This is a genomic window from Enterobacter sp. CC120223-11, from assembly GCF_900215375.1.
Taxonomy (GTDB): Bacteria; Pseudomonadota; Gammaproteobacteria; order Enterobacterales; family Enterobacteriaceae; genus Scandinavium.
In genome coordinates this window covers 1-16,636 of record NZ_OBEF01000010.1, presented here as the reverse complement: position 1 = coordinate 16,636, position 16,636 = coordinate 1, and the positions used below count along the sequence as shown (strand labels likewise).

The window sequence follows — 16,636 nt, the reverse complement described above, 5'->3', positions numbered from 1 at the left end:
TTACTTGAGGCTCGTTTTAAGGTTGAGTTGTCTACACTTACAGTCATTAACCACTTAAGGAAGGAGTAACACTATGGCTTACAAACACATTCTTATCGCGGTTGACCTGTCCCCGGAAAGCAAAGTACTGGTCGACAAAGCAGTCTCCATGGCGCGCCCTTACAACGCGAAAGTTTCCCTGATTCATGTCGATGTGAACTACTCCGATCTCTACACCGGCCTGATTGACGTCAATCTGGGTGACATGCAAAAACGCATCTCGGAAGAAACTCACCACGCGTTAAGCGAACTCTCCACTAACGCCGGGTATCCGATCACTGAAACCCTGAGCGGCAGCGGCGATCTCGGCCAGGTGCTGGTCGACGCCATCAAGAAATACGATATGGATTTGGTGGTCTGCGGTCACCATCAGGACTTCTGGAGCAAGCTGATGTCCTCGGCTCGCCAGCTGATTAACACTGTCCACGTGGATATGCTGATTGTTCCGCTGCGGGATGAAGAAGACGAGTAATTCAGATTTGTAATTTCCCCTCTCCCTAACCCTCTCCCAATGGGAGAGGGAACCAGTCTGGTGTGCCTCTCCTCTCGTGAGAGGGTCTCTGGTGTGGCATCTTTTCTCCCTCTCCTTTCGGGAGAGGGAACCAATCTGGTATGGCGTCTTTTCTCCCTCTCCTTTCGGGAGAGGGCCGGGGAGAGGGTATCTACTGTTGTCTTTCTATTCCGCCGTGCCCGGATAAATATCAAACCGGTGCCCTTTGGTGGTCACCGCATTGGTTGTCGCAACATCCGCCAGCGGCGGTGCATAGTCCGGCCGCTTCACCACAACCCGTTTGGTTGCCAGCTCTCGCGCAGGCCCCAAAAGGCCATCGGCATCTAAATCCGGCCCCACCAGCGACTGAAACACCCGCATCTCCTTCTTCACCAGCGCGCTTTTCTGCTTGTGAGGGAACATCGGGTCGAGATACACCACCTGCGGGCGCGGCGTAATGTCCGTCAGCGCCGTCAGGCTTGAGGCGTGAATCAGCTGCAAACGTTCCTTTAGCCAGCCGCCGATTTCCGGGTCGGCATAGCCGCGCGCCAGGCCGTCATCGAGCAAGGCCGCAACAACAGGGTTACGTTCCAGCATCCGTACACGGCAGCCCACAGAGGCCAGTACAAACGCATCGCGTCCGAGGCCCGCCGTGGCATCCACCACATCCGGCAGATAGCTGCCCTTAATGCCGACCGCTTTCGCCACCGCTTCACCGCGACCACCGCCGAATTTGCGGCGATGTGCCATTGCGCCACCGACGAAGTCCACAAAAATCCCGCCGAGCTTTGGCTCATCGCGTTTACGTAACTCCAGATGCTCCGGCGTCAGCACTAGCGCCATAGGGTTATCTTCATCGTGTTCCAGGCCCCATCGGGCCGCAAGAACAGATAAGGCGCCATCGCTGGCGCCTGATTCATCGACTAAACAGATTTTCACGAACGCGTCAGCCCTTAATGCCGTAGTGCTCAAGCATTGCGTCGAGCTGCGGCTCACGGCCACGGAAGCGTTTGAACAGGGTCATCGGCTCTTCGGAACCACCACGGCTCAGAATATTGTCGAGGAACGACTGCCCGGTTTCACGGTTGAAGATCCCCTCTTCTTCGAAGCGGGAGAACGCATCTGCCGCCAGCACGTCGGCCCACAGATAGCTGTAGTAGCCCGCCGCGTAACCACCGGCAAAGATGTGGCTGAAAGCGTGCGGGAAGCGGCCCCACGATGGCCCCGGAATCACGGAAACCTGTTTCTTAATTTCAGCCAGGGTGTCGAGGATCTTTGCGCCCTGCTCCGGGTTGAACTCGGTGTGCAGGCGGAAATCGAACAGGCCAAACTCCAGCTGGCGCAGAACAAACATTGCCGCCTGATAGTTTTTCGCTTCCAGCATTTTGTCTAGCAGCGCTTTCGGCAGCGGCTCGCCGGTTTCATAGTGGCCGGAGATAAACGCCAGGGCGTCCGGCTCCCAGCACCAGTTTTCCATAAACTGGCTCGGCAGTTCGACCGCATCCCACGGCACGCCGCTGATGCCGGAGACACCGGCAGTTTCGATGCGGGTCAGCATGTGATGCAGGCCGTGACCGAACTCATGGAACAGGGTGATCACTTCATCGTGGGTGAACAGCGCAGGTTTGCCGTTCACCGGACGGTTGAAGTTACAGGTGAGGTACGCCACTGGTTTTTGCAGCGAGCCGTCAGCTTTGCGCATCTGCCCAACGCAGTCATCCATCCACGCGCCGCCGCGCTTGTGTTCGCGGGCGTAAAGGTCGAGGTAGAAGCTACCGCGCAGTTCGTTTTTGTCATCGTACAGCTCGAAGAAACGCACTTCCGGATTCCAGACGTCCACATCTTTGCGCTCTTTGGCAGTGATGCCGTAAATGCGCTGAACGACTTCGAACAGGCCGTTAACGGCTTTGTTTTCCGGGAAATAAGGGCGAAGCTGCTCGTCGCTGATGCTGTACAGGTGCTGTTTCTGTTTTTCGCTGTAATACGCGATATCCCACGGCTGGAGTTCATCCACGCCAAATTCTGCTTTCGCATAGGCACGCAGCTGAGCCAGCTCTTTCTCACCCTGCGGGCGGGCGCGCTTGGCAAGATCGGTCAGGAAATCAAGTACCTGCTGCGGGTTTTCCGCCATTTTGGTGGCGAGGGATTTAAAGGCGTAGCTTTCGAAGCCCAGCAGCTGTGCCAGCTCATGACGCAGCTTGAGGATCTCTTCCATCACCGGGCTGTTGTCCCACTTCCCGGCGTTCGGGCCCTGATCGGAAGCGCGAGTGGTGTAGGCGCGATACATCTCTTCACGCAGCGCCTGGTTATCGCAGTAGGTCATCACCGGCAGATAGCTCGGGATATCGAGCGTGAGCAGATAGCCTGCCTGCTCTTTCGCTTCGGCCTGGGCTTTTGCTGCCGCCAGCGCGCTTTCCGGCATGCCTGCCAGTTCCGCTTCGTCCGTTACCAGTTTGTTCCAGCCCATGGTCGCGTCGAGCACGTTGTTGCTGTACTGGTTGCCTAACTCAGACAGGCGCGCGGCAATCTCGCCGTAGCGCTTCTGTTTCTCTTTCGACAGGCCAATCCCGGAGAGCTCAAAGTCACGCAGCGCGTTATCCACTGCTTTTTTCTGCGCGGTGTTGAGGCTCGCGTAATGGTCGCCGTCGCGCAGATCGCGATACGCCTGATAGAGCCCTTCGTGCTGGCCGACCCAGGTGCTGTACTCGGACAGCAGTGGCAGCGTCTGCTCATAGGCTTCGCGCAGCTCCGGGCTGTTTTTGACGGAGTTCAGGTGGCTAACTGGCGAGAAAATACGGCCCAGCACGTCGTCCACTTCGGCCAGCGGCTGGCAAAGGCTTTCCCAACTGTATGGCGCGCCCTGGGCAACCACGCTTTCTACCGCCGTGCGGCAATCGTCCAGCGCTTTGGTAACGGCAGGGACCACGTGTTCAGGCTGGATTTTCGAAAACGGCGGCAGGTCGAAGGGCGTGAGTAATGGATTAGTCATAAGCGCTGTCCTGTTGAAAAAGAGTGAATAAGGCGCACGTTCCGGCGCTGTCGATATCTTCACACAATGGGGTTAAGTGTAGAGGATTTCAATGTCAGGCAATGCCTTTTCGCGGCCGCGGCGACTTTTCGGTATACTGTGGCATCACTTTCGTTTTCAGTTCACCGGAATGCCTTAATCCATGCTCAGTTATCGCCACAGCTTTCACGCCGGCAACCACGCCGACGTCCTCAAACACACCGTTCAGAGCCTGATCATTGAATCGCTCAAAGAGAAAGAAAAACCGTTTCTTTATCTCGATACCCACGCGGGTGCCGGTCGTTACCAGCTGAGCAGCGAGCACGCCGAGCGCACCGGTGAATATCTGGAAGGCATCGCCCGTATCTGGCAGCAGGATGACCTGCCTGCGGAGCTGGAGCCTTACATCAACGTGGTGCAGCACTTTAATCGCAGCGGAACGCTGCGCTACTACCCGGGCTCGCCGCTGATTGCCCGTCAGCTGATGCGCGAGCAGGACAGCCTGGAGCTGACCGAACTGCACCCGAGCGACTTCCCGCTGCTGCGCTCCGAGTTCCAGAAAGACGACCGCGCCCGCGTGGCAAAAGCCGATGGCTACCAGCAGCTGAAGGCCAAGCTTCCGCCAGCCTCACGCCGTGGTCTTATCCTGATTGACCCGCCGTACGAAATCAAAACCGACTATCAGGCGGTGGTTTCCGGCATCAGCGAAGGCTACAAGCGTTTCGCCACAGGCACCTACGCACTGTGGTACCCGGTTGTGCTGCGCGCGCAAATCAAACGTATGATCAAGGATCTTGAAGCCACCGGCATTCGCCGCATCCTGCAAATCGAACTGGCGGTGCGTCCGGACAGCGACCAGCGCGGCATGACCGCTTCTGGCATGATCGTTATCAACCCACCGTGGAAACTCGAACAGCAGATGAACAACGTGCTGCCGTGGCTGCACAAAAAGCTGGTGCCTGCGGGCACGGGCCACGCCACCGTCAGCTGGATTGTGCCGGAGTAATCACAACCATCGGTGGAACCTATGGATTCCAGGTATACAATCGCGGCAATCAACGATTAAGGAAGAAGCTATGACCAAGCATTATGACTACATCGCCATCGGCGGCGGCAGCGGCGGCATCGCCTCGATCAACCGCGCAGCCATGTACGGCCAGAAGTGTGCGCTGATTGAAGCCAAAGAGCTCGGCGGCACCTGCGTGAACGTCGGCTGCGTGCCGAAAAAGGTGATGTGGCATGCCGCGCAGATCCGCGAAGCCATTCATATGTATGGCCCGGACTACGGCTTCGATACCACTATTAATCACTTCGACTGGAACAAGCTGGTTTCCAGCCGCAGTGCCTATATCGATCGCATTCACACCTCGTACGACAACGTGCTGGGTAAAAACAAAGTGGATGTGATTAAAGGCTTTGCCCGCTTCGTGGACGCGAAAACCATCGAAGTGAACGGCGAAATGCTAACTGCGGACCACATCCTGATTGCTACGGGCGGTCGTCCGAGCCATCCTGATATTCCGGGCGTGGAGTACGGCATCGATTCTGACGGCTTCTTTGAGCTGCCTGCGTTGCCAAAACGCGTTGCCGTTGTTGGCGCAGGCTACATTGCCGTTGAACTGGCGGGCGTGATCAACGGCCTGGGCGCTGAAACACACCTGTTCGTGCGTAAACATGCGCCGCTGCGCAGCTTCGATCCGCTGATTGTGGAAACGCTGGTGGAAGTGATGAACGCTGAAGGCCCGCAGCTGCACACGCACTCAGTGCCAAAATCTGTCGTTAAGAATGCCGATGACAGCCTGACGCTGACGCTGGAAGACGGGAAGACCTTCGAGGTCGACTGCCTGGTTTGGGCCATCGGTCGCGAACCGGCGAACGACAATTTCAACCTGGCAGCCACCGGCGTGAAAACCAACGATAAAGGCTACATCGTTGTCGATAAGTTCCAGAACACCAGCGTGCCAGGCATCTACGCCGTCGGCGATAACACGGGTGCCGTCGAACTGACGCCGGTTGCCGTGGCGGCGGGTCGCCGTCTTTCCGAGCGCCTGTTTAACAACAAGCCGGACGAGCATCTGGACTACAGCAACATCCCGACCGTCGTGTTCAGCCACCCGCCAATTGGCACCGTGGGTCTGACCGAACCGCAGGCGCGTGAGCAGTACGGTGAAGACGCCGTGAAGGTTTATAAATCTTCCTTCACCGCAATGTACACCGCCGTGACTTCTCACCGTCAGCCGTGCCGCATGAAGCTCGTTTGCGTGGGGCCGGAAGAGAAAATCGTCGGCATCCACGGCATCGGTTTCGGCATGGACGAAATTCTGCAAGGCTTCGCCGTGGCGCTGAAAATGGGCGCAACCAAGAAGGACTTTGACAACACCGTGGCGATTCACCCAACTGCGGCAGAAGAGTTTGTCACAATGCGCTAAGCCTGACTCGCTACAGCATCAGCCCCGTGATAATACGGGGCTTTTTTTTCAGGCTTACACCCTCACGCATTTATTTAAAATTAAACCACTCTTCTTTGTCTTTCGCACAACTTGCACAAGCCTAAAAAAAGAACAACGTGAAAATACACGTCTTGTTTTCTTTATTTTTTAGTAAGGCTTTTCTATGAAAAAAATGTTCCTCTCTCTGGTCACTGCCGCAATGCTTCTTCCGGCGCTTTCTTTACCGGCCCAGGCAACATATCACAGCGAAAAACGTCAGGATGCGCGTGCTATTCGTCAGGATGCGCGAAGCGAAGGCCGCGAAGATAAGCGTGAATGTTACAGAAACGATGACAAAAGCAATGCACATTGCCGTCAGGATAAGCGTGAAAACCGCCGCGATGGCCGCCGCGATGCTCGCGACGAGAAGTGGTAAGCTGAATTACTCGGGCGCGATCCGTTTTAATAACGCGTGCCCGATATAATTACTCCAGTTAAAGCTGTTCTGTAAGACCACCACCGCATTCTGGTTCGCTTTATCAAAGCCGATGTAGCTGGAATAACCGCCGATATACCCCACCTGATAAGTAATTTTTTGCTGGCCGTAGGAGTCTGTTATCCAGGCGATATTGGCCGCTTCTTTCTCACGCGGGAAATAATCTACGGTGACATCATGGAAGGCTTTATCTAAAGCCTCATTATGCGTGGGTGAGAAATGCGCCCGGGTATATTCAATCAGATCGCGAGCATCGCTATAAAGGCTCGCCGCGCCGACCATATTGTTGTTGAACTGCCAGTCAGGCGTTAAGGCTCCACGGGCGATAAATTTCGGCTGATCGCCGGCATGGCCCAGCGCGCGCAACGGGAAAGCACGCAGGCTTTCAGGGCGGAAACTGGCATTCTTCATGCCAAGCGGCTGAAAGATTTTATTTGCGGCAAGCTGTTCAATGGACTGTCCGGTCTGGTACTTCAGAACGTAGCCCAGAATTGCGTAGCCAATGTTGGAGTAGCGCGGTTCGCGCACCAGCGGCGCATTGAATGTGCTGAGATAACCCAGCACGCTGTCGCTGTCCAGATCCTGATAGAAATTCTCACCGTCGCTGAGATAGCCCACCAGATGCTCCAACGAGAGCAGGCTCATGGGCTGACGAGGTAATCCGGAAGTGTGTGTTGCCAGCTGTAGCAGCGTAATCTTTTGCGCATCGGCACTCAGCGGCGTGTCTGGCGGCAGCAGCGTTTTCAGGGTGTCGTCCCAGTGCAGACGACCTTCGTTAACCAGCAGCGTGACCACTTCAGCGGTAATGCCTTTGCTGAGCGAGCCCAGCGCAAAGAGGGTGTCCGGCGTTACAGGATAATGGTTTTTCGCATCGGTCACCCCGAAGCAATAAAACTTCGCCGGGCCGTTGTGCTGTATCACCGCCACCACCATGCCCGATACCTGCTTACTTTGCATGTATTCGGTGACAAGCTCATTAACGGAAAGCGTGCGGCCATTTTGCGCCACCTGCTTCACTTCACTGGAAGGCATATTCATTTGCGACAGCGTTCCGGAACAGCCGGAGAGCAGAGCAGACGCTATCAGCCCAGGGATAATTAACCCTTTCAATGCAAACCTTCCCGTTTCGTAAGATGAATAAAATATGTGCTGGTCGGCGGAGCGCAAACATTAACGATATTCATGCTTTGTTGCAAAGTGAAAGCTCTGAAAGTGCAATGGCATCATTTCACGGTGTTTTCGCCGATTTTCATGTAAAAACATCGCTTTATCGTAAATTGAAAGAACAGAAAAATCGCATAAACGTGACGAAGCGCACGCTTTAACACCCGGAGACCGAAGCGAATGTCTACGCTTAAAGAAGCGCCAATTTTTGGCACCTTAGTTTTGACGTTATCCGGAGGTTTTTACCGTTATGCTCAACCAGAAATTACGTAACCCGGACACCGACGAAGCACAGACCATTGAGCCTGAGCTGAGTTATCTCACGGATCCGTGCGAGTTAAAACTGGATGACATGCCCGAGGTCGAGCCGGAACCGGAGATGATTGAGGGGATGCCCGCCTCTGATGCCCTGACCCCCGCCGACCGCTACCTTGAACTCTTTGAACGCGTCCAGACGGCACGTATCTTTGCTGACAGCAAAACCTTCCCCGACTGCGCCCCAAAAATGGATCCGCTGGATGTCCTGATCCGCTTTCGCAAGCTAAAACGCCAGCCCGGCTTTGACCTGCGAGCCTTTGTCGAGGAACACTTCTGGCTGCCGAATGCGGACGGCGATCTCTACGTCTCGGATCCCAACAGCACGCTGAAGGAGCACATCGACCAGCTGTGGCCGGTGCTGACCCGCGAGCCGCAGGATCATATTCCGTGGTCGTCCCTGCTGGCGCTGCCGCAGGCCTACATTGTGCCCGGCGGGCGCTTCAGCGAAACCTATTACTGGGACTCCTACTTCACCATGCTCGGTCTCGCAGAAAGTGGTCGCGAAGATCTGCTCAAATGCATGGCGGACAACTTCGCCTGGATGATTGAGCGCTACGGCCACATTCCGAACGGCAACCGCACCTACTACCTCAGCCGCTCGCAGCCGCCGGTGTTCGCCCTGATGGTAGAGCTGTTTGAAGAGGACGGCGTGCGCGGCGCCAAGCGTTACCTTGATCATCTGAAATTGGAGTATGAATTCTGGATGGACGGCGCGGGCAATCTGTTGCCGAACCAGGCCTGGCGTCACGTGGTCCGTATGCCGGATGGCTCGCTGCTGAACCGCTACTGGGACGATCGCGACACGCCGCGCGACGAATCCTGGGCCGAAGACGTCGAAACCGCCCGCCATTCTGGCCGCCCGCCAAACGAGGTTTACCGCGATCTGCGCGCCGGTGCGGAATCCGGCTGGGACTACTCTTCTCGCTGGCTGCGCGATCCAACCCGGCTCGCCAGCATTCGCACCACCCAGTTTATCCCCATCGATTTGAACGCCTTTCTGTTCAAACTGGAAAATACTATTGCCAATATTTCCGGCTCCAAAGGCGATCGGGAAACCGAGGCGGAGTTTCGCCACAAGGCCAGCGAGCGTCGGGCGGCGGTGACGCGCTATCTGTGGGATGACCAACAGGGCTGCTACCGCGATTACGACTGGCGTCGCGAGGAGATGGGTCTGTTTTCCGCCGCCAGCATGGTGCCGCTGTATGTCGGCATGGCAACGCATGAACAGGCTGAAAAACTGGAAAGTGCAGTGCGTGCGCGCCTGTTAACGCCGGGCGGGATCCTCGCCACCGAATATGAAAGCGGCGAGCAGTGGGACTTCCCCAACGGATGGGCACCGCTGCAATGGATGGCGATCCAGGGCTTTAAGCTCTACGGCAACGACTCGCTCGGCAATGAAATCGCCCGCAGCTGGCTGAAAACCGTGAACCATTTTTATCAGCGCCATCACAAGCTGATTGAGAAATACCACATCGCCAGCAGCACGCCCCGGGAAGGGGGCGGCGGGGAGTATCCGTTGCAGGACGGCTTCGGCTGGACTAACGGCGTGGTGCGCCGTCTGATGGGGCTCTACGGCGAACCGTGAGTGCGTTATTTAATCGCGCTGTAAATGGCTGACTGAATGCTCAGCCATTTTTTATGCTGGGCGTCCGGTGTTGCCTCGGCCCGAAGCTTTGCTTGCGACACGCTGTATCGCTGGCGCTCCACCACTGCAGGCGTGGTGCAGAATGCCTGTAGGTAGGCTTTGCGCACCGACGTCAGCGGTTCGCCCCCCGACATCGCGTGGCTGAGCGTACTGATAAACCGGCGACAGGGCTTAGGCTCGTCCATTTGTAGCCGATAGCGCAACAGCAGCTCCAGCACCTCGTTGTAACGAAAAGACTGCGCCTGCTCCGTCCAGGCCAGCTGCCACGTCATGCCGCCCTGTAAAAACAGAGTGGTCACTCGCGTGTCATTGCGATCGATAGCCGAACGCAGGCTGTTCACATCCCAGGTAACGCCCATGTTTGCCAGCTTTTCCCTCGGCGAAGGCGATTCCCGCTCCGGGGCATCCACCAGTGATTCGCTGGCCTGCGCCGTTGATTCAGCAGGCGCGACGCTGTTAAACAGCCACAGGGCGGCAAACGCCATGGCCAGCATTGCCACGCCGACCGTTCCCCAAAGCACCGTGGAAATCATCTGGTGGCGGTCTTGCTCGTTGCGCACCTGAATTTTTTTCGGTGGCTCAATGTTTTCGCGCACCGGATGTTTGTCGCCTCCCAGCGCCCGATCTTTGCTCCGCGCATGCTCCCAGAAATGCTCAAGCTCATTGCTGTCCACCGCCATAAACGACGCCGGGTTAACCCGGGTTCGCCCCTGTTCAAAGGCGCGCTGCACCGGGCCGGTAATCTGATGCAGGTAATTGTCGATCAGCACCATTTCCGTGGTTGTCAGCGGACGCCGGGCCAGAATTGCGTTGCGCATGACCCGGCAATCGTCCAGAAAAGCGTGCAGCGTGACGCGCTGTTCAGCCAGAAACGTCAGTGCCGCCGCCGCGTTGAACAAGGGAGAGTAGTGACGGGCAAAGGTTTTTTTATCCACAATGAGCAACGCTAAGTCACTGAATAACATCCCGGAAAGGATATCCCCGGTTTCGCCGTTGGCCAGCCAGCGCCGCACGCTGTCGGCGCCGAATTGCAGCTTCAGCGAATCATTGAGCTTTGTTGCATCAGGGAAAGCCTGATTGATGAGCGCTTTGAGGGTCAGGGTCATCGCCCGCATCTGCCGCTGGGCCTGCTCCTGACGCGCGTTGCCGTCTTCTCCGGGGAGTGAAGAAAACTTCAGCAGGGGCTGCTGCTGACGCACAAACTCCAGCGCGGCAACAAAGCGCAGTGCCGCAATCAGCTGGTTGTCCGTCACCGCCTGCCCGCGTTCATACACCGGTACGATTTGCTGAAGGTGGCGTAACTGCAGGGTAAAGTCGCTGATTTCGGCATCGTTAAGATTGAGCCGTCGGGCGACATTCGCCCAGCCGCCAAGATTCAGGCGAGCCTGTTCAAGCTGCTCGAGAAACCACCGAGGATCTTTCGCCTCCGCGCCGTGAACGTTCAGCAGCGACAGGATTTCTGTAGCAGCCTGACGGATAACGCCAAGGCAGTGCTCAAACTGGTCACCAGAGTAGTGCGATGCCGTGTGCATCTGTTTTCCTTTTCAAGGCGGAAAATTCCCCTGATCAATACGGGGTTTTATTTTTATTTTTAGACAGTTACAAAGTAGGTTACCTCACAACATTGTGGGTTAATTCGCCTATAAACCTATAAAAAGCCCCGGAATAATGACGATGATAATGCTCGCCACCCCCAGGCTGCGCTGCGAAATGCTCCATCAAGCAGACTGGCCTTTCTTTCTGTCGCTTTATCAGAACCAGGCGGTAATGCGTCAGGTTATGGACGCGATGAGTGAAACGGAGATTCGCGACGCTTTCGAATCGCGCCTTGCCCCCTGGTCGCCGGGTGCAGAACACTGGCTTTGCCTGCTCGTGCGTGAGGCCAGCAGCGGTGAGCCGCTTGGTCTGACCGGTTTTATCCAGCGTGAGAAAGAAATGGCGGAGGTCGGGTTTCTGTTTTCCCCCACCGCGCAGGGAAAGGGCTACGGCACTGAATCGCTGCGTGCGGTGTGCGATTTTGCCTTCAGCGAAGGGAAATTCAGGCGGCTGACGGCGACCGTTACAGCTGGCAATCTGGCATCGCGTCGGGTGTTGGAAAAAGTGGGGTTTGTACTCGAGGGCGAGCTGCGTGAAAGCTACTGGCTCGGCGGGAAGTGGCATAACGACTGGCTGATGGGGTTATTACGCAGCGACTATTTCCCCTCACCCTAACCCTCTCCCCAAAGGGGCGAGGGAACTGATTTGTGCTGTCTTGGAATTTCTCCCTCTCCCTAACCCACTCCCCAAAGCGGCGTGGAAACTGATTTGTGCTGTCTTGGAATTTCTCCCTCTCCCTAGCCCTCTCCCAAAGGGGCGAGGGAACTGATTTGTACCGTCTTTGAATTTCTCCCTCTCCCTAACCCTCTCCCAAAGCGGCGTGGAAACTGATTTGTGCTGTCTTTGAATTTCTCTCTCTCCCTAGCCCTCTCCCCAAAGCGGTGAGGGGACTGATTTGCGCTGTTTTTGAATTTCTCCCTCTCCCTTTCAGGGAGAGGGTCGGGGTGAGGGTGGATTACAGGAACATCCCACCTGAAACTTCAATGCGCTGGGCGTTCATCCAGCCGAGTTCATCGCTCAGCAGCGCCGCAATCGCCCCGCCGATATCGTCCGGCAGGCCCGTGCGGCCGAGTGCCGTTTGCGAAGCAATGTGCTGATTCATTTCGGCGTTATCCCGCACGCGACCGCCACCGAAGTCGGTTTCAATGGCGCCAGGGGCAATAATGTTGACCGAAATCCCGCGCGCGCCCAGCTCTTTCGCCTGATAGCGCGTCAGCACCTCCATCGCACCTTTCATTGAAGCGTAGGCCGCGAAACCCGGCAGAGCGAAACGCGCCAGACCGGAGGAAACGTTGAGAATACGACCGCCGTCCTGAATCATCGGCAGCAGGCGCTGGGTCAGGAAAAACGGGCCTTTGAAATGGATGTTCATCAGCTCGTCGAACACCGCTTCGCTGGTCTCAGCGAAGGCGCCGTATAAACCCACACCCGCGTTGTTCACTAAATAATCAAATGTGCTGCGCTGCCAGGTCTGCTGCAGCTGCTGCTGGACCTGTTCGGCGAATTTTTCGAAACTAACAACATCGGCGACATTCAGCTGTAATGCCGCCGCTTTCACGCCAAGTTGTTCAATTTCAGCGACAACTTTCTGTGCTTCCTGCTGATTGCTGTTGTACGTCAGCAGAACATGAATTCCCTTCGCCGCCAGCTTCAGCGCCGCATTTTTACCAAGACCGCGGCTGCCGCCGGTGATTAAAGCAATACGTTGTGTCATAACCAACCTCATTTCAGACAGGAGAACCCTGAGAAGAAGCTTATTAGGTGACTTATAATCAATAAAGAGAGCAAAATACGTTTCATTGTTTCATTTAAAACAACAAAAGGCGTTCGCTTTGGATAAAATTCACGCAATGCAGTTATTCATTCGCGTCGCAGAACTGGAGAGTTTTTCCCGTGCCGCCGACACCCTGGGCCTCCCTAAAGGGAGCGTATCGCGCCAGGTTCAGGCGCTGGAAAACCTGCTCGGGATCCGCCTACTGCACCGCACCACGCGCCGCGTGCAGCTTACGCAGGATGGCATGGTCTATTACGAGCGGGCGAAAGATCTGCTCAGCAACCTCGACGAACTCGACGGCATGTTCCAGCATGACCCGAGGAGCATCAGCGGACGACTGCGCGTGGATATGCCCGTTGGCGTTGCTCGAAATTTGGTCATTCCGAAACTGCCCGCCTTTTTGCAGCAGTATCCGGGCATCGAACTGGAACTCAGCAGCAGCGACCGGCTGGTGGACGTGATTCGGGAAGGATTCGACTGTGTGGTGCGCGTAGGTACGCTGAAGGATTCCGGATTAGTCGCGCGCCCTGTGGGCAAATTAACGGTGATTAACTGCGCCAGCCCGGACTATCTGACGCGATTCGGTTACCCGGAATCGCTCGACGATCTGGAGAGCCACGCGCTGGTGCATTACGCCACCAGCCTCGGCGTGCGGCCGCAGGGCTTTGAAATCAGCGTTGATGGCCAGACCCGCTGGCTGAAAACCGGCGGCGTGCTGACGGTGAACAGCACCGAAACCTATCACGCTGCGTGCCTCGCCGGGCTGGGGATTATCCAGGTGCCGCGCGTCGGCGTGAAGGACGCCCTGCGCAGCGGCAAGCTGGTGGAAATTCTACCGCACCATCGCGCGGCGCCGATGCCGGTGTCGCTTATCTACCCGCATCGCCGCAACCTCTCCCGCCGAGTGCACCTGTTTATGGAGTGGCTGACGGAGATCCTCAAAAGCTACGTAGACTGACGCACGCGAAGTTTCGGATAAGTATCGACACCTCATCGGCTATAATTTCATTTTGTTATGAAAGAAAGGATTACGCACCTGATGACGCCGGAAAACGACGCAAAACGCCCCACGCAGGATCTTGAGTACGATCCCGTCAGGAAAATGGACACTGAAGAGCCTGCCCAAAATGGCATAAAACAGCGCGCCACCGGCGCACTGAATAAGGCAACGGGCACCGCTCAGAAAGTGCAGCGCCAGCCGATTATCGCCCATCTGATTCGCGCGGCCGAACGCTTCAACGACCGGCTCGGCAACCAGTTTGGCGCAGCGATTACCTATTTTTCTTTCCTGTCGATGATCCCGATTCTGATGGTGGCGTTTGCCGCGGGGGGTTTCATCCTCGCCTCACACCCGACGCTGCTTCAGGACATTTTCGATAAGATCCTGATCAACGTCAGCGACCCGACGCTCGCCGCCACGCTGAAAAGCACCATCAGCACCGCGGTCCAGCAGCGTACCACCGTGGGGATTGTCGGCCTGCTGGTGGCGCTCTACTCCGGCATTAACTGGATGGGTAACCTGCGTGAGGCGATTCGCGCCCAGTCGCGCGACGTCTGGGAACGCACGCCGCAGGATCAGGAAAAAATCTGGGTGAAGTATTTCCGCGATTTTATTTCGCTGATTGGCCTGCTGGTGGCGCTGATTGTCACGCTTTCCATCACCTCGGTTGCCGGGGCCGCCCAGCAGATGATCATCTCGGCGCTCTATCTTGACTACATTGACTGGCTGAAGCCCGCCTGGCAGGTGATTGGGCTGGCAATTTCGATTTTTGCTAACTACCTGCTGTTCTTCTGGATTTTCTGGCGACTGCCTCGCCATCGCCCGCGCAAAAAGGCGCTTGTACGCGGCACCTTTATTGCGGCAATCGGCTTTGAGGTGATCAAAATCATTATGACCTGGACCCTGCCCGCGCTGATGAAATCGCCTTCCGGCGCGGCATTTGGCTCAGTGCTGGGGCTGATGGCGTTCTTCTACTTCTTCGCCCGCCTGACGCTGTTTTGCGCCGCGTGGATCGCCACCGCCCAATACAAAGATGACCCACGAATGCCGGGCAAAACCCATCGTTGATCTCACCGTTGGGGTGAAATTTCACCCCAACCCACCTTCTTAGCAGATAAATCCAGACGGTAACTTTTCTTTAACCAAAAACTGGTTTTATCTGCTAATTAATTATTTATGTGAAGCATTTCATAGAAGTGATTTTGCCAGGCTGAAAATTATCCGCTTTTTGCCGTTTTTTCGTCCACGCCCGCGCTTTGTTACAGATTGAAATGGGGCTTTTGCTGTGCGTAATATGGCCGTTCGTTCGCCCAAAATAAGAAAATATTATGCAAACTTCCGCCACCACAACACTCGATAATTCGCAGGACATCGCGCCGGTTAACTCCCGCAATAAAGTTGTTGTCGCCTCGCTGATTGGCACCGCCATTGAGTTCTTCGACTTCTATATTTACGCCACCGCCGCGGTGATCGTCTTCCCGCATATCTTCTTCCCGCAGGGCGACCCGACCGCCGCGACACTGCAGTCGCTGGCAACCTTCGCCATTGCCTTCGTGGCTCGTCCAATCGGCTCTGCGCTGTTCGGCCACTTCGGTGACCGCGTAGGTCGTAAAGTAACGCTGGTCGCGTCGCTGCTGACGATGGGTATTTCAACAGTCGTTATCGGCCTGCTGCCGGGCTACGAGAGCATCGGTATTCTGGCCCCTATGCTGCTGGCGTTGGCGCGTTTTGGTCAGGGCTTAGGGCTTGGCGGTGAATGGGGCGGCGCAGCGCTGCTGGCAACGGAAAACGCTCCGCCGAAAAAGCGCGCGCTGTACGGCTCCTTCCCGCAGCTCGGCGCGCCGATTGGCTTCTTCTTCGCCAACGGCACTTTCCTGCTGCTCTCCTGGCTGCTGACCGACGAACAGTTTATGAGCTGGGGCTGGCGCGTGCCGTTTATCTTCTCTGCGGTACTGGTGATCATCGGCCTGTACGTGCGCGTTTCGCTGCATGAAACACCCGTCTTCGCCAAAGTTGCCGCCGCGAAGAAACAGGTGAAAGTACCGATGGGCACGCTGCTCAGCAAGCACCTTCGCGTGACCATTCTCGGCACCTTTATCATGTTGGCCACCTACACGCTGTTCTACATCATGACCGTCTATTCCATGACCTACAGCACCGCTGCCGTGCCGAAGGGTCTGGGCCTGCCGCGTAACGAAGTGCTGTGGATGCTGATGATGGCGGTAATTGGCTTTGGCGTAATGGTGCCGATTGCCGGCCTGTTGGCCGACCGCTTTGGCCGCCGTAAGAGCATGATCACCATTACTTCGCTTATCATTCTGTTTGGTCTGTTCGTGTTCCAGCCGCTGCTGGGTTCCGGCAACCCGACGCTGATTATGGCGTATCTGCTGATTGGCCTGAGCCTGATGGGCCTGACCTTCGGCCCGATGGGTGCGCTGCTGCCGGAGCTGTTCCCGACCGAAGTGCGTTACACCGGGGCATCGTTCTCTTATAACGTGTCGTCGATTCTGGGCGCGTCTGTGGCACCGTATATCGCCGCCTGGCTCACCGGGGCTTATGGCCTGGCGTATGTCGGCTACTATCTGGCATCGATGGCAGCCCTGACGCTGATCGCCCTGGTGCTGACGCATGAGACGAAGCATCAGTCGTTGTAAGATTGCCTCTCGCTGTTCCCCCTC

The 16,636-nt window shown here is 56.5% G+C and carries 14 protein-coding genes; 9 read left to right on the top strand and 5 right to left on the bottom strand.

The genetic code is table 11. The features are described from left to right. Positions 1-73: 73 nt before the first annotated feature. Positions 74-511, top strand: coding sequence for a universal stress protein UspA (gene uspA, locus CRO87_RS12875; protein ID WP_003861223.1), 438 nt, complete (start codon positions 74-76; stop codon positions 509-511). Positions 512-715: 204 nt separating this feature from the next. Here uspA and rsmJ read toward each other — a convergent pair whose 3' ends face one another. Together rsmJ and prlC are read right to left on the bottom strand one after the other, a co-directional pair. After that, a complete protein-coding gene (gene rsmJ, locus CRO87_RS12870) occupies positions 716-1,468 on the bottom strand; it encodes a 16S rRNA (guanine(1516)-N(2))-methyltransferase RsmJ (RefSeq protein ID WP_097163344.1) in 753 nt (250 codons plus the stop codon). Between the two features lie 7 nt (positions 1,469-1,475). Next, positions 1,476-3,518, bottom strand: a complete 2,043-nt coding sequence (gene prlC / locus CRO87_RS12865; RefSeq protein ID WP_097163343.1) for an oligopeptidase A — start codon at positions 3,516-3,518, stop codon at positions 1,476-1,478. 181 nt (positions 3,519-3,699) lie between these two features. Between prlC and CRO87_RS12860 the strand changes: the two genes are divergently transcribed. From CRO87_RS12860 to CRO87_RS12850, 3 genes are all read left to right on the top strand, one after another. Further along, complete coding sequence (locus CRO87_RS12860; protein ID WP_097163342.1) at positions 3,700-4,542, top strand: 23S rRNA (adenine(2030)-N(6))-methyltransferase RlmJ; 843 nt, start codon at positions 3,700-3,702, stop codon at positions 4,540-4,542. 70 nt (positions 4,543-4,612) lie between these two features. Further along, positions 4,613-5,965, top strand: a complete 1,353-nt coding sequence (gene gorA / locus CRO87_RS12855; protein ID WP_097163341.1) for a glutathione-disulfide reductase — start codon at positions 4,613-4,615, stop codon at positions 5,963-5,965. A 184-nt stretch (positions 5,966-6,149) separates the two neighbouring features. After that, on the top strand, positions 6,150-6,401 hold the full coding sequence (locus CRO87_RS12850; protein WP_097163340.1) for a hypothetical protein: 252 nt from the start codon (positions 6,150-6,152) through the stop codon (positions 6,399-6,401). A gap of 6 nt (positions 6,402-6,407) precedes the next feature. Here CRO87_RS12850 and CRO87_RS12845 read toward each other — a convergent pair whose 3' ends face one another. After that, entirely contained in the window at positions 6,408-7,499 is a 1,092-nt protein-coding gene (locus tag CRO87_RS12845) for a serine hydrolase (RefSeq protein WP_097163339.1), read from the bottom strand. A gap of 376 nt (positions 7,500-7,875) precedes the next feature. On the opposite strand from CRO87_RS12845, the gene CRO87_RS12840 reads away from it, so the two are divergent. Further along, positions 7,876-9,528, top strand: coding sequence for an alpha,alpha-trehalase (locus CRO87_RS12840; protein WP_097163338.1), 1,653 nt, complete (start codon positions 7,876-7,878; stop codon positions 9,526-9,528). 5 nt (positions 9,529-9,533) lie between these two features. Here CRO87_RS12840 and CRO87_RS12835 read toward each other — a convergent pair whose 3' ends face one another. After that, complete coding sequence (locus CRO87_RS12835; protein ID WP_097163337.1) at positions 9,534-11,120, bottom strand: STY4199 family HEPN domain-containing protein; 1,587 nt, start codon at positions 11,118-11,120, stop codon at positions 9,534-9,536. A gap of 142 nt (positions 11,121-11,262) precedes the next feature. Here CRO87_RS12835 and CRO87_RS12830 point away from each other — a divergent pair, with 142 nt between their 5' ends. Beyond that, positions 11,263-11,799, top strand: coding sequence for a GNAT family N-acetyltransferase (locus CRO87_RS12830; protein WP_097163336.1), 537 nt, complete (start codon positions 11,263-11,265; stop codon positions 11,797-11,799). A 340-nt stretch (positions 11,800-12,139) separates the two neighbouring features. Here CRO87_RS12830 and CRO87_RS12825 read toward each other — a convergent pair whose 3' ends face one another. Continuing rightward, positions 12,140-12,898, bottom strand: coding sequence for an SDR family NAD(P)-dependent oxidoreductase (locus tag CRO87_RS12825; protein ID WP_097163335.1), 759 nt, complete (start codon positions 12,896-12,898; stop codon positions 12,140-12,142). 118 nt (positions 12,899-13,016) lie between these two features. Here CRO87_RS12825 and CRO87_RS12820 point away from each other — a divergent pair, with 118 nt between their 5' ends. From CRO87_RS12820 to CRO87_RS12805, 3 genes are all read left to right on the top strand, one after another. Continuing rightward, positions 13,017-13,916, top strand: coding sequence for a LysR family transcriptional regulator (locus tag CRO87_RS12820; RefSeq protein WP_097163334.1), 900 nt, complete (start codon positions 13,017-13,019; stop codon positions 13,914-13,916). 81 nt (positions 13,917-13,997) lie between these two features. Then, complete coding sequence (gene yhjD, locus CRO87_RS12815; protein WP_097163333.1) at positions 13,998-15,026, top strand: inner membrane protein YhjD; 1,029 nt, start codon at positions 13,998-14,000, stop codon at positions 15,024-15,026. 260 nt (positions 15,027-15,286) lie between these two features. After that, entirely contained in the window at positions 15,287-16,612 is a 1,326-nt protein-coding gene (locus CRO87_RS12805; protein ID WP_097163332.1) for an MFS transporter, read from the top strand. Positions 16,613-16,636 lie beyond the last annotated feature (24 nt).

What these genes read in the sequence shown, in the direction of transcription:
- uspA (WP_003861223.1), top strand. Translation starts at nt 74, where the DNA reads ATGGCTTACAAACACATTCTTATCGCGGTTGACCTGTCCCCGGAAAGC.
- prlC (WP_097163343.1), bottom strand. Translation starts at nt 3,518, where the DNA reads ATGACTAATCCATTACTCACGCCCTTCGACCTGCCGCCGTTTTCGAAA.
- CRO87_RS12860 (WP_097163342.1), top strand. Translation starts at nt 3,700, where the DNA reads ATGCTCAGTTATCGCCACAGCTTTCACGCCGGCAACCACGCCGACGTC.
- gorA (WP_097163341.1), top strand. Translation starts at nt 4,613, where the DNA reads ATGACCAAGCATTATGACTACATCGCCATCGGCGGCGGCAGCGGCGGC.
- CRO87_RS12850 (WP_097163340.1), top strand. Translation starts at nt 6,150, where the DNA reads ATGAAAAAAATGTTCCTCTCTCTGGTCACTGCCGCAATGCTTCTTCCG.
- CRO87_RS12845 (WP_097163339.1), bottom strand. Translation starts at nt 7,499, where the DNA reads ATGAATATGCCTTCCAGTGAAGTGAAGCAGGTGGCGCAAAATGGCCGC.
- CRO87_RS12840 (WP_097163338.1), top strand. Translation starts at nt 7,876, where the DNA reads ATGCTCAACCAGAAATTACGTAACCCGGACACCGACGAAGCACAGACC.
- CRO87_RS12835 (WP_097163337.1), bottom strand. Translation starts at nt 11,120, where the DNA reads ATGCACACGGCATCGCACTACTCTGGTGACCAGTTTGAGCACTGCCTT.
- CRO87_RS12830 (WP_097163336.1), top strand. Translation starts at nt 11,263, where the DNA reads ATGATAATGCTCGCCACCCCCAGGCTGCGCTGCGAAATGCTCCATCAA.
- CRO87_RS12825 (WP_097163335.1), bottom strand. Translation starts at nt 12,898, where the DNA reads ATGACACAACGTATTGCTTTAATCACCGGCGGCAGCCGCGGTCTTGGT.
- yhjD (WP_097163333.1), top strand. Translation starts at nt 13,998, where the DNA reads ATGACGCCGGAAAACGACGCAAAACGCCCCACGCAGGATCTTGAGTAC.
- CRO87_RS12805 (WP_097163332.1), top strand. Translation starts at nt 15,287, where the DNA reads ATGCAAACTTCCGCCACCACAACACTCGATAATTCGCAGGACATCGCG.